Source organism: Streptomyces sp. NPDC093510, assembly GCF_040683555.1.
Lineage (GTDB): Bacteria > Actinomycetota > Actinomycetes > Streptomycetales > Streptomycetaceae > Streptomyces.
In genome coordinates this window covers 123,925-149,036 of sequence record NZ_JBFBEE010000007.1, presented here as the reverse complement: position 1 = coordinate 149,036, position 25,112 = coordinate 123,925, and the positions used below count along the sequence as shown (strand labels likewise).

Below are 25,112 nucleotides of genomic sequence, written 5' to 3'. Positions count from 1 at the left end.
CCGCGATCACGGGCGGGGGACTGAAGCGCACATGGTGAGCGAAGAGAAACTGGTCGACTACCTCAAGCGTGTCTCCGCGGACCTGCACGCCACCCGGCAGCGGCTGCGCGAGGCGGAGGAGCGCGGCCAGGAACCCGTGGCCGTCGTGGAGGCCGCCTGCCGCTACCCCGGCGGCATCCGCACCCCCGAAGCACTCTGGGACCTGGTCTCCGCGGGCGGCAACGCCCTGGGCGCCTTCCCCGACAACCGCGGCTGGGACCTGGAGCGGCTCTTCCACCCGGACCCCGACCACCCGGGGACCAGCTACGCACGCGAGGGCGGATTCCTCTACGACGCCGACCTGTTCGACCCGGAGTTCTTCGGCATCAGCCCCCGGGAGGCAGCGGTCCTCGACCCGCAGCAGCGACTGCTCCTGGAGTGCGCCTGGGAGGGGCTGGAGCGCGCGGGCATCGACCCGCAGTCCCTCCAGGGCAGCAGGACCGGCGTGTACGCGGGTGCGGCGCTGCCCGGCTTCGGCACCCCGCACATCGACCCGGCCGCCGAGGGCCACCTGGTCACCGGCAGTGCCCCGAGCGTCCTCTCGGGCAGGCTCGCCTACACCTTCGGCCTCGAAGGCCCCGCGGTGACGATCGACACCGCCTGCTCGTCGTCGCTCGTCGCCGTGCACCTGGCAGCCCACGCGCTGCGGCAGCACGAGTGCGACCTGGCGCTGGCGGGCGGCGTCACCGTCATGACCACCCCGTACGTGTTCACCGAGTTCTCCCGCCAGCGCGGCCTGGCCGCCGACGGCCGGTGCAAGCCCTTCGCGGCCGCCGCCGACGGCACCGCCTTCTCCGAGGGCGCCGGACTCCTCGTACTGGAACGCCTCTCCGACGCCCGCCGCGCCGGACACCGGGTACTCGCCGTCATCCGCGGCTCGGCCGTCAACCAGGACGGCGCGAGCAACGGCCTCACAGCCCCCAACGGCCCCGCCCAGCAGCGCGTGATCCGTGCCGCCCTCGCCGGGGCGCGGCTCTCACCCGCGGAGGTGGACGCGGTCGAGGCGCACGGCACCGGCACCCGGCTCGGCGACCCCATCGAGGCCGACGCGCTCCTCGCCACGTACGGGCAGGAGCGGCACGAGGGCCGGCCGCTGTGGCTCGGCTCGGTGAAGTCCAACATCGGCCACACCCAAGGCGCGGCCGGCGCGGCGGGCCTGATCAAGATGGTCCAGGCGCTGCGGCACGAGACGCTCCCCGCCACGCTGTACGCCGACGAGCCCACCCCGCACGCCGACTGGGAGTCCGGCGCGGTACGGCTGCTCACCGGGCCGGTCGCCTGGCCGCGAGGCGACCGGATACGCCGGGCGGGCGTCTCCTCCTTCGGCATCTCCGGCACCAACGCCCACCTCATCCTGGAGGAGGCGCCCGCGGCCGACGCCGGAGAAACGGTGGCCGGTGCCGAGGGCGGGCCGCGGCCCGTCGCGCGGGTCGGCGCCACGGAGGCCCGAGGGGCTCGACGGACGCCGATGCCGTGGCTGCTGTCCGCACGCACGCCCGACGCGCTGCGCGCCCAGGGGGACGCGCTGGCGGACTACGTAGCCACCCGTCACGCCGGGGCCTCCGCGGACGACATCACCGGCGCGGTGGCCGACGGGGGCGGCTCCGCGACCGGCACTGTCGGCTCTGCGGCTGAGGGCGACGGCCTCGCGAAGGGCGTTGCCGGTACCGAGGGTGATGGCGGCAGTCTCGCGAAGGGCGTTGCCGGTACCGAGGGTGATGGCGGCAGTCTCGCGAAGGGTGTCGTCGGTACCGAGGCTGATGGCGACAGTCTTGCGAAGGGCACTGTCGGCTCTGCGGTTGATGGTGGCAGTCTCGCGAAGGGCGTTGCCGGTACCGAGGGTGATGGCGGCAGTCTCGCGAAGGGTGTCGTCGGTACCGAGGGTGATGGCGGCAGCCTCTCGACCGGCACCGTCGGCTCTGCGGCTGATGGCGACAGCCTTGCGAGCGGCATCGCCGGTACCCTGCTGCGCCGTACCCTGTTCGAGCACCGCGCGGTGGTGCTCGGTGCCGGTCACGGCGAGCGGGGCGCCGCGCTGGCCGCCCTCGCGGCCGGACGCACCCACCCCGCCCTCATCCGCGCCGTAGGCCCCGCCAGGACCGGCGGCACCGCGTTCCTCTTCACCGGCCAGGGCAGCCAACGCCCCGGCATGGGCGCAGAGTTGTACGCCGACTTCGCCGCCTTCGCCGAGTCCTTGGACGAGACCTGCGCCCAGCTGGACCCCTTGCTCGAACAGCCCCTGAAATCCGTCCTGTTCGCGCCCGCCGACACCGCGCACGCGGCCGCGCTGCACGGGACCGGCATGACGCAGGCCGCCCTGTTCGCCCTCGAAGTCGCCCTGTACCGCCTGGTCACCTCCTTCGGAATCACCCCGAGCCATCTGACGGGACACTCCGTCGGCGAGATCGCCGCCGCGCACGTCGCCGGGGTGCTCACGCTGCCGGACGCCTGCACGCTGGTCGCGGCCCGCGGCCGCCTCATGCAGGCCCTGCCCGCGGGCGGCGAGATGCTCGCCGTGCAGGCGGCCGAGGACGACGTACTGCCGTTGCTCGCGGGGCAGGAGGAGCGCCTCTCGCTCGCCGCCGTCAACGGCCCCGCCGCCGTGGTCGTCTCCGGTGACGCCGCGGCCGTCGCGGAGACCGAGAAGGCCCTGCGCGGGCGCGGGCTCAAGACCAAGCGCCTCAACGTCAGCCACGCCTTCCACTCACCGCTCATCGAGCCGATGCTCGACGACTTCCGCGGCGTGGCCCGACGGCTGACCTTCCGCGCGCCGACGCTGCCCGTCGTCTCCAACCTCACCGGCGGCCTCGCCGGCGCGGAGCTGATCGCCGACCCCGAGTACTGGGTGCGGCACGTGCGCCGTCCCGTGCGGTTCCACGACGGGCTGCGCACGCTCGGCAGCGAGGGCGTGGTGCGGTACCTGGAGCTGGGGCCCGACCCGGTTCTCGCCACGATGGTGCGGGACTGCCTCCCGACCCCGGTGGCCGAGGAGGAGGCCGAGCCGGTCGTCGCGGCCGCACTGCGCACCGGGCACGACGAGGCACGCACGCTGCTGAGCGCCGTCGCCGCGCTCCACACCGACGGGCAGCCGGCCGACTTCACCGCGCTCGTCCCCGCCGACACCGAGCAACTGCCGCTGCCCACCTACCGGTTCCAGCGCCGGAGGTACTGGCGCGTCGCTCCCGACGCGGCCGCACCGGCGCGCGCCGCAGGACTCCAGGAGACCGGACACCCGCTGCTGCCCGCCGTCATCCGGCAGGCCGACGGCGGCGTCCTGCTCGCGGGACGCCTGTCCCTGCGTACGCATCCGTGGCTCGCCGACCACGCCATCGCGGGCGGCGTACCCCTCCCCGCCACCGCCTTCGTCGAACTCGCCCTGCTCGCCGGGCGCCACGCCGACTGCGACACCATCGACGACCTGACGTTGGAAACGCCGCTGCTGCTCGATGAGACAAGTGCGGAGGCGGGCGTCGGTTCGGGGGCGGGCGCGGGTGCGGATACGGGTGTCGTAGTCGCCGTGGCCGCCGTGGAAGTGCAGCTCGCTCTCGGCGCGCCCGACGCGTCCGGCCGCCGCACCCTCACCGTCCACTCCCGCCCTGCCGGCGACGGGAGTGACGCCGGTGAAGTCGGTGACGCCGGTGGTGTCGGCGATGCGGGCACCATGGGTGACGACGCTCCCGGCTGGCGCCGTCACGCCACCGGCGTCCTCAGTGCGAGCCCCGCCGTCGAAGAGCCCGCCCCCGACGCCGCCCCCTGGCCCCCCGTCGACGCCACCGCCCTTGACGTCGACGCGCTGTACACCCGACTCGACGCACAGGGCTACAGCTACGGGCCCGCCTTCCGGGCCGTCCACGCCGCCTGGCGGCACGGCGACGACCTGTACGCGGACGTCCGCCTCGACGACGAACAGCGGGCCCACGCCGCCGCGTTCGCCCTCCACCCGGCCCTGCTCGACGCCGCCCTGCACGCCGTGGACGAGCTGTACAACGACAACGACAACGACAACGACAGCGACAGTGGCGGCGACAGCGGCGGCGAGGGCCAGCGTGGGGACGGAGGCGCGGGCGACGCGGACGCGCCCGTACGGCTGCCGTTCTCCTTCAGCGACATACGCCATCACGCCACAGGCGCGACACGGCTGCGGGTCCGCCTCAGCGCCCAGGGCGACGATCAGCTGCGGCTGTCCCTGACCGACAGCGAGGGAGCCCCGGTCGCGACGGTCGACACGCTCCAGCTGCGGCTCATCCCCGCCGACCGCTGGCGCGCGGCCCGCACCACCGCGACCGCGCCTCTGCACCACCTGGACTGGCAGCAACTGCCGCTGCCCCGGCCGCTGCCCGGCACTGTTCCCGCCGCCGGTGCCTGGGCTGTGCTCGGGCCCGACGACGCGGACGCGGGCCTCCCGTACGCCACGCACCACCCCGACCTGGACGCTCTGAAAGCCGCCGTCGCGAATGGCGGAGCGGTCCCGGACGTCGTCGTCGCACCCTTCCCGGTCCCACTCGCCCCAGGCACCTCCCTCGCCCCAGGCGCGGAGGGTGTGCCCACACAGGTGCGGGCCCACGCCCAGCACGTCCTGGAACTGCTGCGCGACTGGCTCACCGCGGACAGCCTCACCGCCGCCCGCCTCGTCGTCCTCACCACCGGCGCCGTGACCGCCCGCGCGGGCGACGGGCCCGCCGACCTGACCACCGCGCCCCTGTGGGGCCTGATCCGTGCCGCCCAGGCCGAACAGCCCGACCGCGTCCTGCTCGTCGACCTCGACCAGGCCCCCGCGTCACGCCAGGCCCTGCCCGCAGCCCTGGCCGCCGCGACCACCCACGCCGAAACGCAGCTCGCCCTGCGCGCGGGCACGGCGTACGTGCCGCGCCTCGCCGCCACCCCGCCCGGGGCCGACACCCCTGCGCTCCGCCTCGCCCCCGAGGGCACCGTCCTGATCACGGGCGGAACCGGCGGCCTCGGCCGGGCCGTCGCCCGCCACCTGGCCACCACGTACGGCGCCCGCCACCTGCTCCTCGTCAGCCGCCGGGGCGAGGCCGCCGAGGGCATCGCCGAACTGCGCGCCGACCTCGCGGACGACGGAGTGGACGTACGCGTCGCCGCCTGCGACATCACCGACCCCGACGCGGCGACCGGACTCCTGGCGGACATTCCCGCCGCGCACCCGCTCACCGCCGTCGTCCACACCGCGGGCGTCATCGACGACAGCCTCATCGCGACGATGACCCCCGAGCGGCTCGACGCCGTCCTCGCGCCCAAGGCCGACGCGGCCTGGCACCTGCACGAACTCACCCGCGACAAGGACCTGGCGGCCTTCGTCCTCTTCTCCTCCGGCGCCTCCGTCCTCGGCAACGGCGGCCAAGCCAACTACGCGGCCGCCAACGCATTCCTCAACACCCTCGCCGAACACCGCCGCGCCCACGGCCTCGCCGCCACCTCCATCGCCTGGGGGCTGTGGGAGTCCGCGTCCGGCGGCATGGCCGCGCGGCTCGGCGACACCGACCGCGCCCGCATCCACCGCACCGGAGTGACCGGCCTGACCGACGAGCAGGCCCTGTCCCTCTTCGACGCAGCCCTGACCGCCCCGCATCCCACGGTTCTCGCCACCCGCTTCGACCGCGCCGTGCTGCGCGGCCAGGCCGCCGCCCGCACCCTGCAACCCGCCCTGCGCGGACTGGTACGCACTCCTCGCACTCCTCGCACCACCGCGGCAGCCACGTCCGCCGCATCCGACAGGTCCGCCATGGACGCCGCCGCGCCCTCCTCGTGGAGCGCCCGCCTGGCCCGGCTGCCCGCCGCCGACCGCGACCGCGCCCTGAGCGATCTCATCCGCGAACAGGTCGCGACCGTACTGGCCCACCCCTCGCCCCACTCCATCGACCTTGGCCGCGCCTTCCAGGAGTTGGGCTTCGACTCGCTGACCGCCCTGGAGCTGCGCAACCGCCTCTCCACGGCCACCGGCATCCGGCTGCCCGCCACCCTCATCTTCGACCACCCGAGTCCCACCGCTCTCGTACGCCACCTCCGCGGCCACCTTCCCGACAGTGACCAGCACACTTCCCCGGCCGCCCCCGTACCGACGGCACGCGCCACCGCCTCCGACGACGACCCGATCGCCATCGTCGGGATGGCCTGCCGCTACCCGGGCGGCGTGACCTCGCCCGAGCAGCTGTGGCAGCTCGTGTCCACCGGCACCGACGCCATCGGCCCGTTCCCCGAGGACCGCGGCTGGGACACGGCAGGCCTCTTCGACCCCGACCCCGAGCAGGTCGGTCACAGCTACACGCGGGAAGGCGGTTTCCTCTACGACGCCGCACGGTTCGACGCCGGCTTCTTCGGCATCAGCCCGCGCGAGGCGGCCGCCACCGACCCGCAGCAGCGCCTGCTCCTCGAAACCGCCTGGCAGGCGTTCGAACACGCGGGCATCGACCCGGCCACGCTGCGCGGCACTCCGTGCGGTGTCATCACCGGGATCATGTACGACGACTACGGTTCCCGCTTCCTCGCCCGCAAGCCGGACGGTTTCGAGGGACGCATCATGACCGGCAGCACGCCGAGCGTGGCCTCGGGCCGGGTCGCGTACACCTTCGGCCTGGAGGGCCCCGCCATCACGGTCGACACCGCGTGCTCCTCCTCGCTCGTCGCCATGCACCTGGCGGCCCAGGCGCTGCGCCAGGGAGAGTGCGAACTCGCCCTCGCGGGCGGCGTGACCGTGATGGCCACCCCGAACACCTTCGTGGAATTCTCCCGCCAGCGCGGACTGGCCCCCGACGGCCGCTGCAAGCCGTTCGCCGCCACCGCCGACGGAACCGGCTGGGGCGAGGGCGCAGGACTCGTCGTCCTGGAGCGCCTCTCCGACGCGCGCCGCAAGGGACATCGAGTACTCGCCCTGCTGCGTGGCTCGGCCGTGAACCAGGACGGCGCGAGCAACGGGATGACCGCCCCGAACGGCCCCTCGCAGGAGCGGGTCATCCGCGCCGCCCTGGCCGGCGCGGGCCGCGCGCCCGGGGACATCGACGTGGTCGAGGCGCATGGCACCGGCACCACGCTGGGTGATCCGATCGAGGCGCAGGCGTTGTTGGCGACGTACGGGCAGGGGCGGTCGAAGGAACGGCCGTTGTGGCTGGGTTCGGTGAAGTCGAACATCGGGCATACGCAGGCCGCCGCGGGCGTGGCGGGTGTCATCAAGATGGTGATGGCGCTGCGCCACGAGCAGCTTCCCACCACCCTGCACGTCGACGAGCCGACCCCGCACGTGGAGTGGGACGGCGGCGGCGTACGTCTCCTGACCGAACCGGTCCCGTGGTCCCGCGGCGGCCGCACGCGGCGGGCCGGGGTGTCGTCCTTCGGCATCTCGGGCACGAACGCGCATCTGATCCTGGAGGAGGCGCCGACGGAGACGGTGCCTGACGTTGGGTCCGCGTTGCCCGGTGGGGCGGGGTTGGTGCCGTGGGTGGTTTCCGGGCGGACTCCGGATGCGTTGCGTGAACAGGCGCGTCGGTTGGGGGAGTTCGTGGCTGAGGGCGCGGATGTGTTGCCTTTGGAGGTGGGCTGGTCATTGGCCACGACTCGGTCGGTGTTCGAGCACCGGGCCGTGGTGGTGGGCCGGGGCCGGGAGGAACTGATCGCCGGTGTGCAGGCTCTGGCCTCGGGGGCGGTGTCCTCGGATGTCGTGGCTGGTAACGCGGCTTCCGGTGGTGCTGGTGCGGTGTTGGTGTTTCCGGGGCAGGGGTCGCAGTGGATGGGTATGGGTGCCCAACTTCTCGATGAGTCACCGGTGTTCGCCGCGCGGATCGCGGAGTGTGAGCGGGCGCTGTCGGCGTATGTGGACTGGTCGCTGACGGAGGTGTTGCGCGGGGACGAGAGTGAGCTGTCCCGTGTCGAGGTCGTGCAGCCGGTGTTGTGGGCGGTCATGGTGTCGCTCGCTGCTGTCTGGGCTGATTACGGGATCACCCCGGCCGCCGTGGTGGGGCATTCGCAGGGGGAGATGGCTGCCGCGTGCGTCGCGGGCGCGTTGTCACTGGAGGATACGGCGCGGATCGTAGCCGTACGCAGTGACGCACTCCGTCAGCTGCAAGGGCACGGCGACATGGCCTCCCTCGGCACCAGCGCCGGGCAGGCCACCGAGCTCATCGGAGACCGGCCGGGCGTGTGCGTCGCCGCCGTCAACGGGCCCTCATCCACCGTCATTTCGGGCCCGCCCGAGCACGTGGCCGCCGTGGTCGCAGACGCGGAGGAGCAGGGGCTCCGGGCTCGCGTCATCGACGTCGGCTACGCCTCCCACGGCCCCCAGATCGACCAGCTCCACGACCTCCTCACCGAGCGCCTGACCGGGATCGAGCCCACCCCCACCGACGTGGCGTTCTATTCGACGGTCTCCGCCGAGCGGCTGGCCGACACCACGGCGCTGGACACCGGCTACTGGGTCACCAACCTCCGCCAACCCGTCCGCTTCGCCGACACCATCGAAACCCTGCTGGCCGATGGCTACCGCCTGTTCATCGAGGCCAGCCCCCACCCCGTCCTCAACCTCGGCATGGAAGAGACCATCGAGCAGGCGGATGTGACCGCCACCGTCGTGCCCACCCTGCGGCGCGACCACGGCGACGCCGCCCAGCTCGCCCGCGCCGCCGCCCACGCGTTCACCGCCGGGGCCGACGTCGACTGGCGGCGCTGGTTCCCGGCCGAGCCGGGGACCCCCCGTACCGTCGATCTACCCACCTACGCCTTCCAGCACCAGCACTACTGGCTGGAGGAGCCCGCCGGAATCGCCGGGGACGCCGCCGACCTCGGCATGGTGTCCGCCGGTCATCCACTCCTCGGTGCCTGTGTGGAACTCGCTGAGAGCGACGTGTACTTGCTCACGGGGCGGCTCTCGCGCAAGTCCCCCTCCTGGCTCTGCGAACACGTCGTGGCGGGGACGGTTCTGGTGCCGGGGACGGCGCTGGTCGAGTGGGTGCTGCGGGCCGCGGACGAGGCGGGCTGCGCCACCCTGGACGAGCTGATGTTGCAGGCGCCGCTGGTGCTGCCCGAGTCCGGCGGCCTGCGGATCCAGGTGACCGTCGGCGCCGCCGATGAGCAGAGCGGCCGACGCGACGTACGCGTGTACTCGCGCCCGGATCAGGTGGGCGGGGTCTCGGCCTGGCTGTGTCATGCGGTCGGTGTGGTGAGCTCGGAAACGCCCGGCGTTGCGGCTGAGTTGGGAGGCCAGTGGCCTCCGACCGGTGCGGAGCCGGTGGACGTGGAGGACTTCTACGAGCTGGCCGCGGAGGCCGGTTACGCGTACGGCCCGGCGTTCCAGGGTGTGCGGTCACTGTGGCGGCACGGGACGGAGCTGCTCGCCGAGGTGCAGTTGCCCGAACAGGCAGGCACTCAGGACGGGTTCGGGATTCACCCGGCACTGCTGGATGCCGCCCTGCATCCGCTGATGCTCCTCGACCGGCCCGCCGATGGTCGGATGTGGCTGCCGTTCGTGTGGAGCGGGGTGTCGCTGAGCGCGGAGGGTGCGACCCATGTCCGTGTCCGGCTATCCCCGGAAGGAGAGTCGGCCGAGGGTGACCTCAAGGTCGTCGTCGCCGACGCCACCGGCGCGCCCGTCCTGACGGTCGACGCCCTGACCCTCCGCGCGGCCGACCCCGGCCAACTGGCTGCGGCATCGGCCCGAGGTGGTGTCGACGGGCTCTACACCGTCGACTGGACGCCCCTTCCGGCCCCGCAGACCGAAGGGTCAGGTGGCGCAGGAAGCTCTGGAGACCTCGCGGACCTCACGGGCGGCGGCTGGGTCGCGCTCACCGATGAGCTGGGCTTGGACGACGTCGTGTCGTCGGTGTCGCGTGGTGAGGCGCCCTGGGCCGTGCTCGCTCCCGTCGGCACCTCTGCCGCCGGTGACCGGAACGGCGACGTCGACGGCCTGCTGGTCGCCGAGAGGGTGTTGTCGCTGGTGCAGGAGTTCCTCGCCGCGCCTGAGCTCACAGAGTCCCGCCTCGTCGTGGTGACACGAGGTGCGATGCCCACCGCCACCGCCACCGCCACCGCCAGCGCCAGCGCCGGTGACCAAGACGGCACCGGCACCGGCACCGGCACCGGCACCGGAAACGTGAACGCGTCGGCAGCCGCCGCGTGGGGCCTCGTCCGCAGCGCCCAGTCGGAGAACCCCGGCCGTTTCGTCCTGCTCGACCTCGACGACGATCTTTCCCCGGAGGTCGGGGGACTGCCCCCGGAGGCCGGGGGACTGCCCCCGGAGGCCGGGGGACTGCCCCCGGAGGTCGGGGGACTGCCCTTGGAGACCGAGGGGCTGCCCCAAGCCGCCCTGCGCCACGCCATCGAGGTGCTCGACGAACCGCAACTCGCCCTCCGCGACGGGGTATTGTCCGTGCCCCGGTTGACACCCGCCGGTCCCCCTGAAGAACTCGTCCCGCCGGTCGGTACGCCCGTCTGGCGCCTCCGTACCTCCGGCACGGCCACCCTGGACAACCTGGCCGTGATCGATGCCCCGGAGGCGCTCGCCCCGCTCGAATCCGGCCAGGTGCGGATCTCCGTACGGGCGGCCGGCATGAACTTCCGTGACGTGCTGATCGCGCTGGGCATGTATCCCGACAAGGGGACGTTCGCGGGGAGCGAGGGTGCGGGGTATGTGACCGAGGTCGGTCCCGGTGTCACCCATCTGTCGGTCGGTGACCGGGTGATGGGCCTCTTCGAGGGCGCTTTCGCGCCGCTCGCGGTCGCGGACGCCAGGATGGTCGTCCCCGTACCGGAGGGCTGGAGCCTCCAGGAGGCCGCGGCGGTGCCCGTGGTGTTCCTGACCGCCTGGTACGGGCTGGTGGATCTCGGCCGCCTCCGGGCGGGCGAATCGCTGCTCATCCACGCCGGGACCGGCGGGGTGGGCATGGCCGCCGCGCAGATCGCCCGCCACCTGGGCGCCGAGGTGTACGCCACCGCGAGCCCCGCCAAGCACGGCGTGCTCGAAGCCATGGGCATCGACGAAGCCCACCGTGCCTCCTCCCGCGACCTCGGCTTCGAGGAGATCCTGCGGGAGGCGACGGGCGGACGCGGCATGGACGTCGTACTCAACAGTCTGGCCGGGGAGTTCACCGACGCCTCGCTGCGCCTGCTCGCCGAGGGCGGGCGCATGGTCGACATGGGCAAGACCGACAAGCGTGACCCCGACCGGGTCGCGGCCGACCACGCGGGCGCGTGGTACCGGGCCTTCGACCTGGTGCCCCACGCGGGCCCCGACCGGATCGGCGAAATGCTGGCGGAAATGGGCGAGTTGTTCGCCTCCGGTGCGCTTGCGCCGCTGCCGGTCACGACGTGGCCGCTGGGCCGGGCGCGTGCGGCGTTCCGGTTCATGAGCCAGGCGAAGCACACCGGCAAGCTGGTGCTGGAGATCCCGCCCGCCCTCGACCCGGACGGCACGGTCCTCATCACCGGCGGAACCGGCGTCCTCGCAGCCGCGGTCGCGGAACACCTGGTCAAGGAGTGGGGCGTACGACACCTGCTGCTGGCGGGACGACGTGGCCCCGAAGCGCCGGGGAGCAGTGAACTAGCGGCGAAAATTGAGGAGTTCGGCGCCGAGGTGACCCTCGTGGCCGCCGACGTCGGTGATCCGGAAGCCGTGGCGGAACTCGTCGGCAAGACCGATCCGGCGCACCCGCTGACCGGCGTGATCCACGCGGCCGGCGTCCTGGACGACGCCGTGGTCACCGCGCAGACCCCCGAGAGCCTCGCGCGGGTGTGGGCGGCGAAGGCGACGGCCGCACGGCTCCTGCACGAGGCGACGCGGGAGGCGCGCCTCGGCCTGTTCGTCGTCTTCTCCTCCGGCGCCGCGACGCTCGGCAGCCCCGGGCAGGCCAACTACGCGGCGGCGAACGCCTATTGCGACGCACTCGTCCACAACCGCCGCGCCGAGGGGCTGGCCGGTCTCTCCATCGGCTGGGGCCTGTGGCAGACCGCGAGCGGCATGACCGGGCACCTGGGCGAGACGGACCTGGCACGCATGAAGCGCACCGGGTTCACCCCGCTGACCACCGAAGGCGGCCTGGCCCTCCTGGACGCCGCCCGCGTCCACGGCCGTCCGTACGTCGTCGCGGTGGACCTCGACGCGCGTACCGTCGCCGCGCAGCCCGCCACCTCCCGGCCCGCCCTCCTGCGCGCCCTGGCCGACGCTGCGGCCCCCGGCGTCCGAACCGCCCGGCGCACCGCGGCCGCGGGCACCGCCGCCTCGGCGGACGGTCTCGCCGACCGGCTCGCCGGACTGCCGGCCGCCGAACGGCGCCGTCTGCTGCTCGACCTCGTCCGCGGCAACGTCGCCGGCGTCCTCGGGCACACCGACCACGACGCGGTCCGCCCGGACACGTCGTTCAAGGAACTCGGCTTCGACTCGCTGACCGCCGTCGAACTGCGCAACCGGCTCGCGGCCGCCACCGGCCTGAAGCTGCCCGCGGCGCTCGTCTTCGACTATCCCGAGTCCGCCACGCTCGTCGACCACCTCCTGGAGCGCCTGTCACTCGACGGCGCACCGCCGCCCCTCAAGGACGCCGGGGACCCCGTCCTCAACGAACTCGGCAGGATCGAGTCCTCCCTGGACGCCCTCGCCCTCGACGACGACGCGCGCGGCCGGGTCACCAGGCGCCTCAACACCCTGCTGTCGAAGCTGAACGGCGCCGGCGGCGGCACCTCGCCCGGCGGGGCGGGCGTGGCGGACCTGGACGCCCTCGACGACGTGTCCGACGACGAGATGTTCGCGTTCATCGACCGAGAACTGTGACCTCCGTCCCTCCCGTTCCCCGTCCCTCCCGCTCCCCGTCCCACCCGTTTCCCGCCTCTCCCGTTTCCCCTCTCGTCCCCCTGTGCCCTTCACTGATGGAGAAGTGACGTTCGATGTCGAGTACTGAAGTGCCGCGTACCGAAGTGCCGAGTACCGAAGCGTCGAGTACCGAAGCGAAGCTTCGTCAGTACCTGAAGCGGGTCACAGTGGACCTCGGCCAGGCGCGCCAGCGGCTGCGTGAGGTGGAGGAGCGGTCCCAGGAGCCGATCGCCATCGTCTCCATGGCGTGCCGCTTCCCCGGCGACACCCGCACACCCGAGGCGCTGTGGGACCTGGTCGCCGAGGGCGGTGACGCCATCGACGACTTCCCCGCCAACCGCGGCTGGGACCTGGAGAGCCTCTACCACCCGGACCCCGAGCACCCCGGCACCAGCTACGTGCGCCGCGGCGGATTCCTGCACGACGCCCCCGCCTTCGACGCCTCGTTCTTCGGGATAAGCCCGCGCGAGGCGCTGGCCATGGACCCGCAGCAGCGGGTGCTGATGGAGACGGCCTGGCAGCTACTGGAGCGCGCCGGCATCGACCCGGCGTCGCTGAGGCTGACCCCCACCGGCGTCTACATCGGCGCGGGCGTGCTCGGCTTCGGCGGCGCACAGCCCGACAGGACGGTGGAGGGCCACCTCCTCACCGGCAACGCGCTGAGCGTCCTGTCCGGCCGCATCTCCTTCACCCTCGGTCTGGAGGGCCCGTCGGTCAGCGTCGACACGGCGTGCTCCTCCTCCCTGGTCTCCATGCACCTGGCGGCCCAGGCGCTGCGGCAGGGCGAGTGCGACCTGGCCATGGCCGGCGGGGTGACGGTGATGTCCACGCCCGGCGCGTTCACCGAGTTCTCCCGCCAGGGCGCGCTGTCCCCCGACGGCCGTTCCAAGGCGTTCGCGGCCTCGGCCGACGGCACGGGCTTCGCCGAGGGTGCGGGGCTGATCCTCCTGGAGCGGCTGTCGGACGCGCGCCGCAACGGCCACAAGGTCCTCGCGGTGATCCGCGGCTCCGCCGTCAACCAGGACGGCGCCAGCAACGGCCTCACCGCCCCCAACGGCCCCTCCCAGGAACGCGTCATCCGCGCCGCCCTCGCCAACGCTGGCCTGGGCGCCGCCGAGGTCGACGCGGTCGAGGCGCACGGCACCGGCACCAGGCTCGGCGACCCCATCGAGGCCGGGGCCCTGCTCGCCACCTACGGCCGCGACCGGGACGAGGGCAGGCCGCTGTGGCTCGGCTCGGTCAAGTCGAACATCGGCCACCCGCAGGGCGCGGCCGGCGTCGCGGGTGTCATCAAGATGGTGATGGCACTCCAGCGCGAACTGCTGCCCGCCACCTTGTACGTCGACGAGCCCACGCCGCACGTCGACTGGTCCTCCGGCTCGGTGCGGCTCCTGACCGAACCGGTCCCGTGGGCCCGCGGTGAACGCCCGCGCCGCGCCGGCGTGTCCGCCTTCGGCATGTCGGGGACGAACGCCCACGTCATCCTGGAGGAGGCGCCCACAGAGGAGCCCCCTGAGCAGACAGCCTCTGAGCAGACATCCCGGCCCGGGACACCGGAACCGGCTGCGGGTACGAGCGTCCCGCGGGTCGTCCCGTGGATCGTCTCGGCCCGGGGCGAAGAAGCCCTGCGGGCCCAGGCCGACCGGATGGCCGAGCACGTGAGCGACGACGAGCAGCCGCAGTCACCCGTGGAAGTGGGCTGGTCGCTCGCCACGACACGGTCGGTGTTCGAGAACCGGGCCGTCGTCGTCGGCGAGGACCGCGAAACGCTCCTCGAAGGACTGCGGTCGCTGGCGGCGGGCGAGGCCTCACCGGACGTGGTGTCCGGAGCGGTCGGCGCCACCGGCCCCGGCCCTGTCATGGTGTTCCCCGGACAGGGCGGCCAGTGGGTGGGCATGGGCGCCCGACTCCTCGACGAGTCCCCGGTGTTCGCGTCCCGGATCGCCGAATGCGAGCAGGCGCTCTCCGCGTACGTCGACTGGTCCCTGACCGACGTGCTGCGCGGGGACGGGGCCGAGCTGGCCCGCATCGACGTCGTCCAGCCCGTGCTGTGGGCCGTCATGGTCGCGCTCGCCGCCGTCTGGGCCGACCAGGGAATCCGCCCCGCCGCCGTCGTCGGCCACTCGCAGGGAGAGATCGCCGCCGCGTGCGTCGTCGGCGCCATCTCCCTCGACGAGGCGGCGCGCATCGTGTCCGTACGCAGCGTCCTGCTGCGGCAGCTGTCCGGGCGCGGCGGCATGGCGTCCCTGGGAATGGACCAGGAGCAGGCCGTCACCCTGATCGACGGACACCCCGGCGTGGTCATAGCGGCCGTCAACGGGCCGTCCTCCACTGTCATCTCGGGCCCGCCCGAGGGCATCGCCGCCGTCGTCGCCGACGCCCAGGAACGCGGGCTGCGCGCCCGCGCCGTCGCCTCCGACGTCGCGGGGCACGGGCCGCAACTGGACGCGATCCTCGACCAGCTCACGGAGGGCCTCGCCGGCATCCGGCCCGCCGCCACCGAAGTCGCGTTCTACTCCACCGTCACCGCGGCCCACCTCACCGACACGACCGGCCTGGACACCGCGTACTGGGTGCGGAACGTGCGCAGGCCGGTGCGCTTCGCCGACACGATCGACGCGCTGCTCGCGGACGGCTACCGCCTGTTCGTCGAGGTCAGCCCGCACCCCGTGCTCAACCTGGCGATGGAGGGCCTCATCGAACGGGCGGAGGTGCCCGCCACCGTCGTGCCGACCCTGCGCCGCGACCACGGCGACACCGCCCAGCTCGCCCGCGCCGCCGCCCAGGCGTTCGCGGCGGGCGCCGACGTCGACTGGCGGCACTGGTTCCCGGCCGACCCCGCCCCTCGTACCGTCGACCTGCCCACCTACGCCTTCCAGCGCCAGGAGTTCTGGCTCGCCCCCACCGGCGTACGCTCCGGAGACCCCGCGGGACTCGGGCTCGCCGCGTCGGGACACCCGCTCCTCGGCGCCTCCGTCGGCCTCGCGAGCGGCGACGTACACCTGCTCAGCGGACGGGTGTCCCGGCAGTCGGCCGCCTGGCTGGACGACCACGTGGTGGCGGGCCAGGCGCTGGTGCCCGGCGCCGCACAGGTGGAGTGGGTGCTGCGGGCCGCCGACGAGGCGGGCTGCCCCGCCCTGGAGGAACTGACGCTGCAGACTCCGCTCGTCCTGCCCGACACGGGAGGCCTCCAGGTCCAGGTCGTCGTGGACGCGGCCGACGCGCACGGCCGGCGCGACGTCCAGCTGTTCTCCCGCCCGGACGACGACGACACCTTCGCGTCGGCACGCCCCTGGACCTGCCACGCCACCGGCGTACTGGGCCCCGACCCGACGGACGGCGCCACCGGGACCTTGGACGGCGCATGGCCCCCTGCCGGCGCCGAACCGGTGCCCGCGGAGGACCTCTACGCGCAGGCCGACCGCACCGGATACGGCTACGGCCCCGCCTTCCGGGGCGTCCGGGCGCTGTGGCGCCACGGCAAGGACGTCCTGGCCGAGGTGACGCTGCCCAAGGAGGCCGGCGACCCGGACGGCTTCGGCATCCACCCCGCCCTCCTCGACGCGGTGCTGCAGCCCGCCGCACTCCTGCTGCCGCCCACCGACGCCGGTCAGGTCTGGCTGCCCTTCGCCTGGAACGACGTGGCACTGCACGCCGTATGGGCCACCACGGTCCGGGTGCGCCTCACCCTGCTCGGCGAGCGGGTCGACCAGGGGCTGGGCATCATCGTGGCCGACGCCGTCGGCGCGCCCGTGCTCACCGTCCGCGACCTGCGCTCCCGGCCGACCGACACCGGCGGCCTCGCCGCGGCGGCGAACCGCGAGCGGCACGGGCTGTTCGACCTGGAGTGGGTCGCACCGGAGAACGCGGCCGGGCCGGCCGGGCCGGACCGGGCCTCCTCCGAGGGGTGGGTGATACTCGGTGAGGACACCACGAGCCTCGCGGACCTGCTGGCGTCCGTAGAGGCGGGCGCTCCGGCGCCGCAGCTGGTGGCCGCCCCCGTCGAGCCCGCCCGGGGCGACGACGGCCTGGCACTCGCCACTCACGTCCTCGACCTCGTCCAGACCTGGCTCGCCTCGCCCCTGCACGATTCGCGCCTGGCTCTGGTGACGCGGGGGGCGGTTTCCTTCGGCGGCGGCGGCGACGAGGACGTGGACGTGGCGGCCGCGGCTGTATGGGGCCTGGTCCGCAGTGCCCAGTCGGAGAACCCGGACCGTTTCACGCTGATCGACCTCGGCCCCGACGACACGCTCGCCGACGCGTCGGCCCTCTGCGCGGCCCACCTCGACGAGCCCCAACTCGCCCTCCATGACGGCGAGGTACGCGTGCCCCGACTGGTCCGTGCCGCCGCGCAGGCGACCCAGACGGGCGAGACGGCGGCCGGGTCCGGAGGCACCGATGGCCTCCACACGAACGGCACGAACGGTACGGTCCTCATCACCGGCGGCACCGGCGTACTCGGCCGACTGGTGGCCGAGCACCTGGTCAGGGAGTGGGGCGTACGACACCTGCTGCTGGCGAGCCGCCGAGGAGAACAGGCACCCGAGGCCCAGGAACTCCGCGCGCGCCTTAGCGAGTTGGGCGCCAAGGTGACCATCGCTTCCGCCGATGTGGGCGACGCGGAAGCGGTGGCAGGCCTGATGGCGTCGGTCGACCCGGCGCACCCGCTCACCGGTGTGGTCCACGCGGCCGGAGTCCTGGACGACGCCGTGATCACAGCGCAGACCCCCGAGAGCCTCGCGCGGGTATGGGCGACCAAGGCGACGGCGGCACGCCACCTGCACGAAGCGACCAGGGAGACACCCCTCGACCTGTTCGTCGTCTTCTCCTCGGCGGCCGCCTCGCTCGGCAGCCCCGGCCAGGCCAACTACGCCGCGGCGAACGCCTATTGCGACGCCCTCGTCCGGCACCGCCGGGCCGAGGGGCTCGCGGGCCTCTCGATCGCCTGGGGCCTGTGGCAGGCGACGAGCGGCATGACGGGTCGGCTGAGCGAGACCGACCTGGCACGCATGAAGCGCACCGGGTTCGCCGCGCTGACCGACGAGAGCGGCCTGGCCCTGCTCGACGCCGCCCGCGACCACGACCACGCCTACGTCGTCGCCGCCGACCTCGACCCGCGCGCCGTCACCGACGCCCTGTCCCCGCTCCTGCGCACCCTCACCGCCCCCGCCGCACGGCGGCGCGTGGCCTCCGAGGGCCTCACCGACGGAGCGCTGGCCGCCCGCCTGACGGGCCTCGACGCCGACGGCCGCCTGCGGCTCCTCACCGATGTCGTACGCGAGTACGTCGCGGCCGCCCTCGGCCACGGCTCGGCGGCCCAAGTGGGCGTCGACATCGCCTTCAAAGACCTGGGATTCGACTCGCTGACCGCGGTCGAACTGCGCAACCGGCTGTCGGCCGCCTGCGACGTGCGACTGCCGGCCACGCTCATCTTCGACCACCCCACCCCGCAGGCCCTCGCCGCCCACCTGGTGCAGCGCCTGGCGGGCTCCTCGACGCCCACGACTCCGTCCGTCCCCACGCCGGCCGCATCACGTGAGCGGCCGACGGGGGCCGGGACCGGCACGGACGACGACCCGGTCGCCATCGTCGCCATGACGTGTCGGTTCCCGGGCGGCGTCACTTCCCCCGACGACCTGTGGGACCTGCTCGCCGCGGGCAGGGACGCGATGGGCGCGTTCCCCACCGACCGCGGCTGGGACCTGGAACGCCTCTACCACCCGGACCCGGACCACCCCGGCACCAGCTACACCGACCAGGGCGGATTCCTTCCCGACGCGGGTGACTTCGACGCGGCGTTCTTCGGGATCAATCCGCGGGAGGCGCTGGCGATGGACCCGCAGCAGCGCCTGCTGCTGGAGGCGTCCTGGGAGGTGTTCGAGCGGGCGGGCATCGACCCGACGACGCTCAAGGGCAGCCCGACCGGCACGTACGTCGGCCTGATGTACCACGACTACGCCAAGTCGTTCCCCACGGCCGACGCCCAACTGGAGGGCTACTCCTACCTCGCGAGCACCGGCAGCATGGTCTCAGGCCGCGTCGCCTACACCTTCGGCCTGGAGGGCCCGGCGGTGACGGTCGACACGGCATGCTCGTCATCTCTGGTCTCCATCCATCTGGCGGCCCAGGCACTGAGGCACGGCGAGTGCGACCTTGCCCTCGCGGGCGGCGTCACCGTCATGGCCGACCCGGACATGTTCGCGGGCTTCTCGCGCCAGCGCGGCCTGTCTCCCGACGGCCGCTGCAAGCCCTACGCCGCAGCGGCCGACGGAGTCGGATTCTCGGAGGGCGTCGGCGTACTCCTCCTGGAGCGGTTGTCGGACGCGCGCAGGAACGGGCATCGGGTGCTGGCTGTGGTGCGGGGTTCGGCGGTGAACCAGGACGGTGCGAGCAACGGCCTGACGGCGCCGAACGGTCCGTCGCAGGAGCGCGTGATCAGGCAGGCGCTGGCCAGTGGCGGGTTGTCCGCCGTGGATGTGGATGTGGTGGAGGGCCACGGTACGGGGACCACGTTGGGGGACCCGATCGAGGCACAGGCGCTGCTGGCGACATATGGGCAGGGGCGGCCGGAGGACCGTCCGTTGTGGCTCGGTTCGGTGAAGTCGAACATCGGTCATACGCAAGCCGCCGCGGGTGTCGCGGGTGTCATCAAGATGGTGATGGCCATGCGTCGTGGCGTGGTCCCCGCGAGTCTGCATGTGGATGAGCCGTCGCCCCATGTGGACTGGGCGTCGGGTGCGGTTCGGCTGGCGGGTGAGTCGGTGCCGTGGCCGGAGGTGGGGGATCGTCCGCGGCGTGCGGGGATCTCGTCGTTCGGTGCGTCGGGCACGAATGCGCACCTGATCGTCGAGTACGTTCCCGAACCGGCGGAGGAACCAGCGGAGGAACCGGCGTCGGTCGGCACTGGAACGCCTGAGGCGGCCGGCCCAGTGCCGTGGGCGCTGTCCGCCCGTAGCCCGCAGGCGCTGCGTGACCAGGCGCGACGTCTGAGCGGCTTCGCCGGTGACGCGTCCCGCGCGCCGCTCGCCGATGTGGGCTGGTCGCTGCTGAAGACGCGTGCGCTGCACGAGCACCGCGCTGTCGTGGTGGGCGCGGAGCGGGCGGAGTTGGTGGCCGGTCTGGAGGCGTTGGCGGCGGGCGAGCCGCATCCGGCGCTGATCGGCCCTTCTTCCTCGCAGGCCCGGGTCGGTGCGAGTGGAGATGTGGTCTGGCTGTTCAGTGGTCAGGGCAGTCAGCTGGCGGGGATGGGCGCCGGGTTGTACGAGCGGTTCCCGGTGTTCGCGACCGCGTTCGACGAGGTGTGCGGGCTGCTGGAGGAGTCGTTGGGCGTTGCTCCGGGGGAGCTGCGGGCGACGGTTTTCCGTGGTCCGGAGGACCGGTTGCACCACACGATGTGGGCCCAGGCGGGGTTGTTCGCGTTGCAGGTGGGTCTGGCCCGGTTGTGGGAGTCGGCCGGGGTGCGGCCGGATGTGGTGGTCGGGCACTCGATCGGGGAGATCGCGGCGGCGCATGTCGCGGGGGTCTTCGGTCTGGCGGACGCGTGCCGGGTGGTGGGTGCGCGGGCCCGGTTGATGGGTGCGTTGCCCGAGGGCGGTTCGATGTGTGCGGTGCAGGCCACACCCGACGAGCTGGCCGAGGACTTGGCGGGGACGGGTGTGAGTGTGGCCGCGGTCAACACCCCCGATTCCACCGTTATTTCGGGCCCGTCCGACGAGGTGGGCCGGATCGCCACCGTGTGGCGGGAGGAGCGGGGGCGCAAGACGAAGGCGCTGTCGGTCAGTCACGCCTTCCATTCGGCGTTGATGGAGCCGATGCTGACGGAGTTCACGGAGGCGCTGCGTGAGGTGAACTTCAGGCAGCCTTCGATCCCGCTGATGAGCAACGTCTCCGGTGAGCGGGCCGGTGAGGAGATCACCTCGCCCGAGTACTGGGCGAAGCATGTACGCCAGGCCGTGCTGTTCCAGCCCGCCATCGCCCAAGTCGCCGGGAACGCCGGGGCGTTCGTCGAGCTGGGTCCCGCTCCCGTACTGACCACTGCCGTCCAGCACACCCTGGATGCGTCGGACGGCCCGCGGCCGGTGCTGGTCACGTCCCTCGCCGGGGAGCGTCCGGAGGAAGAGGCGTTCCTACAGGCTGTGGCTCGTCTGCACACCACCGGCGTCTCGGTGGACTGGTCGGTGGTGTTCCCGGCTGATCCGGCGCCGGGGCGGGTCGATCTGCCGACGTATGCGTTCCAGCGTGAGCGGTTCTGGTTGAGCGGGCGTTCGGGTGGCGGGGACGCGGCGACGCTGGGCCTGGTGGAGGCGGGTCACCCCTTGCTGGCCGCGGCGGTGGAGTTCGCCGACCGGGGCGGGTGCCTGCTGACGGGGCGCCTGTCGCGGTCGGGCGTGCCCTGGCTTGCGGATCATGAGGTGGCCGGGACGGTGCTGGTGCCGGGTGCGGCGCTGGTCGAGTGGGCGTTGCGGGCCGGTGACGAGGTCGGCTGTGCAATGGTGGAAGAGTTGATGTTGCAGGCGCCTGTCGTGGTGCCCGAGGCGTCCGGTCTGCGGGTGCAGGTCGTTGTCGACGAGGCGGACGAACGCGGGCGCCGCAACGTCCAGATCTACGGTCGCCCCGACGCGGATTCCCTGGGTGGCGACGATTCGTGGGTCTGCCATGCGACCGGCGTGCTCGCCCCCGAAACGGCCCTCGCGGTTGAGGAGTTGGGCGGCGCCTGGCCTCCGGCCGGTGCCGAGCCCGTGGGAGTCGAGGACTTCTACGCGCAGGCCGCGGAGGCCGGGTACGCCTACGGTCCCGCGTTCCAGGGGCTGCGTGCCGTGTGGCAGCACGGTCGGGACCTGTTGGCGGAGGTTGCCCTGCCCGAAGCCGCCGGTACGCGTGACGGTTATGGCATCCACCCCGCCCTCCTCGACGCCACCCTCCACCCGCTCCTGGCGGCCCGCTTCCGGGACGGTTCTGGTTCCGGCGACGGTCAGCTCTACGTCCCGTTCGGGTGGACCGGCGTGTCTCTGCGGGCGGTGGGCGCCACGACGGTCCGCGTGCGGCTCCGTCCGGTCGGGGAGAGCGCCGACCAAGGGCTGAGCGTCACGGTCACGGACGCGACCGGCGGTCTCGTTCTGAACGTCGACGCCCTCCAGACGCGCCCCGTGACGCCCGGCCAACTCGCTGCCGCCCAGCAGGCGGATGTGCGGGGGCTGTTCACGGTGGAGTGGACGCGACTTCCGGCTCCACAAGCGGATATCCCCGGTCATGGTCACGGTCGCGGTCACGGCGACGACGGCGGTGGTGTGTGGATCACGCTCTCGGACGGCTCCGGGCCGGCCGATGTGGCCGATGTGATGCGGGCGGAAGGTGAGGAGGCGCCGTGGGCGGTGGTCGCCCCTGTCGCCACCTCCACCGGTGACGGCCTGTTGGTCGCGGAGCGCGTGCTGTCACTCGTACAGGAGTTCCTGGCCGCGCCGGACCTCGCCGAGTCCCGTCTCCTCGTGGTGACGCGCGGCGCGGTCGCCACAGCAGGTGGCGGGGACGTGGACGCGTCCGCCGCGGCTGTGTGGGGCCTGGTCCGCAGCGCCCAGTCCGAGAACCCGGGCCGCTTCGTCCTGCTCGACATCGACATCGACGCCGACGCCGACGCCGACATCGATGGGGGCCTTCACCTCGATGGCAGTGCGCTACCGCAGGCCACCCTCCGCCAGGCCGTCGAGATCCTCGACGAACCCCAACTCGCCCTGCGTGCAGGGGAGCTCTACGTCCCGCGCCTCACCCGGGCCCTCCATTCTGCCGAACTCGTCGCGCCGCCCGGTGAACCGGCGTGGCGCCTGCGGATGATGAACGGCGGTTCACTGGACGACCTGGCGGCAGTTGCCTGCCCGGAGGTCCTGGAGTCCTTGGCGCCCGGGCAGATACGTGTCTCCGTGCACGCGGCGGGCATCAACTTCCGTGATGTGCTCGTCGCGTTGGGCATGGTCCCCGCGTACGGAGCCATGGGCGGTGAAGGTGCCGGTGTCGTGACGGAGGTCGGCCCCGGTGTCGACCACGTCTCGGTGGGCGACCACGTGATGGGCGTGTTCGAGGGCGCGTTCGGCCCCGTGGTGATCGCGGAGGCGCGCATGGTCGCTCCGGTGCCGCAGGGCTGGGACATGAGGATGGCGGCCGGTGTTCCGGCGGCGTTCCTGACGGCTTGGTACGGGCTGGTGGAGCTGGCCGGTCTGAAGGCGGGCGAACGTGTACTGATTCATGCCGCCACCGGTGGTGTGGGGATGGCGGCGGTGCAGATCGCCCGTCACATGGGTGCGGAGGTGTTCGCCACCGCGAGTCCGGCCAAGCACGCCGTGCTGGAGGAGATGGGCATCGATGCCGCTCATCGGGCCTCCTCCCGGGACCTCGCCTTCGCGGACACGTTCCGGGAGGCCACGGGCGGCCGCGGCATGGATGTCGTACTCAACAGCCTCACCGGTGAGTTCATCGACGCTTCCCTGCGGTTGCTGGGGGAGGGCGGCCGGTTCCTGGAGATGGGCAAGACCGATGTGCGCGCCTCCGAAGAGGTGGCCGGGGAGTACCCGGGCGTCTCGTACACCGTGTACGACCTGGTCGGTGACGCCGGCCCCGACCGCATCGGCCGGATGCTGGACCAGCTCGTCGAGTTGTTCGCATCAGATCGGCTTAAGCCTCTGCCGGTACGTTCCTGGCCGCTGGACAAGGCGCAGGAGGCGTTCCGGTTCATGAGCCAGGCGAAGCACACCGGCAAGCTGGTGCTGGAGATCCCGCCTGCCCTCGACCCCGAGGGCACGGTGCTGATCACCGGTGGCACCGGTGTGCTGGGGCAGGTCGTGGCGGAGCACCTGGTGCGGGAGTGGGGCGTACGCCACCTGCTGCTGGCCAGTCGTCGAGGCCCGGACGCGCCGGGCAGCAGCGAACTCGCGGACAGGCTCGCAGGGCTCGGGGCCGAGGTCGGCATCGTCGCCGCCGACGTGAGCGATCCGGAGTCGGTGGCGGAGCTGGTCGGCAAGACGGATTCCTCGCATCCGCTGACCGGTGTGGTGCATGCGGCGGGTGTCCTCGAGGACGCGGTCGTGACCGCGCAGACGGCGGAGGGGCTCGCGCGGGTGTGGGCGGCGAAGGCCGCTGCCGCGGCGAACCTCCATGAGGCGACCAGGGAAGCGCGCCTCGGAATGTTCGTGGTGTTCTCCTCGGCCGCCGCCACGCTCGGCAGCCCGGGCCAGTCCAACTACGCCGCCGCCAACGCCTATTGCGACGCGCTGATGCAGCACCGCCGGGCGCGGGGCCAGGCCGGCCTGTCGGTCGGCTGGGGCCTGTGGGACACCCCGAACGACGGCGCCGAGGCCGACAGCGCCGAGGCCGACAGCGCCAAGTCGGGCAGCAAGGCCGGCCACGCGTCCAGCGCCGAGCCCGGCGCCAGGCCCAGCGCCGGCGCCAGGCCCAGCGCCGGCGCCAGGCCCAGCACCGGCGGCATGACCAACGGTCTCAGCGCCACCGACGTGGCCCGCATGGCACGCATCGGCGTCAAGGGCATGAGCCCCGCCCACGGCCTCGCCCTCCTCGACGCCGCGCACCGCCACGGCCGCCCCCACCTGGTGGGCTTCAACCTCGACCTGCGCACCCTGGCCACGCACCCCGTGGCCACCCGGCCCGCCCTCCTGCGCGGCCTGGCGACTCCCACCGGAGGCGGCGCGAGCAGGCCGACCGCGTCGGCGGGCGCACCGCCCGCCGACCTGGCGGGCCGCCTTGCCGCCCTGCCGCCGTCCGACCGTCACCACACGCTGGTGCGGCTCATCAGGGAACAGGCCGCCACCGTGCTCGGGCACCACCCCGAAAGCCTCACCACAGGCAGCACCTTCAAGGAACTCGGATTTGACTCCCTCACCGCGGTCGAACTGCGCAACAGGCTGTCCGCCGCCACCGGCCTCCGCCTGCCCGCCGGACTCGTCTTCGACCACCCGGACGCCGACATCCTGGCCGCACACCTCGGCACGCGACTCGCCCCCGGCACAGACACCCCCGCCGGACAGGAAGCCACCGACCCGGTCCTCCGCGACCTGGCGAAACTCGAGAACGCCCTGTCCTCCGCCCGCGTCGAACACCTCGACGCCGACGCGGTCACGGCCCGGCTGGAAGCCCTTCTGTCCAACTGGAAGGCGGCCGGCGCGTCGTCCGGCCCGGGCGGCAGCACCAAGGAGCAGCTCCAGGTCGCCACGACCGACCAGGTCCTCGACTTCATCGACAAAGAACTGGGTGTGTGAAACGACCG

2 protein-coding genes are annotated in these 25,112 nt (G+C 73.1%); both read left to right on the top strand.

Annotated elements, in window-relative coordinates; genetic code table 11:
* Positions 1-31: 31 nt before the first annotated feature.
* Entirely contained in the window at positions 32-12,805 is a 12,774-nt protein-coding gene (locus AB0N81_RS13395) for an SDR family NAD(P)-dependent oxidoreductase (RefSeq protein ID WP_365357930.1), read from the top strand.
* 113 nt (positions 12,806-12,918) lie between these two features.
* A complete protein-coding gene (locus tag AB0N81_RS13390) occupies positions 12,919-25,104 on the top strand; it encodes an SDR family NAD(P)-dependent oxidoreductase (RefSeq protein ID WP_365357929.1) in 12,186 nt (4,061 codons plus the stop codon).
* Positions 25,105-25,112 lie beyond the last annotated feature (8 nt).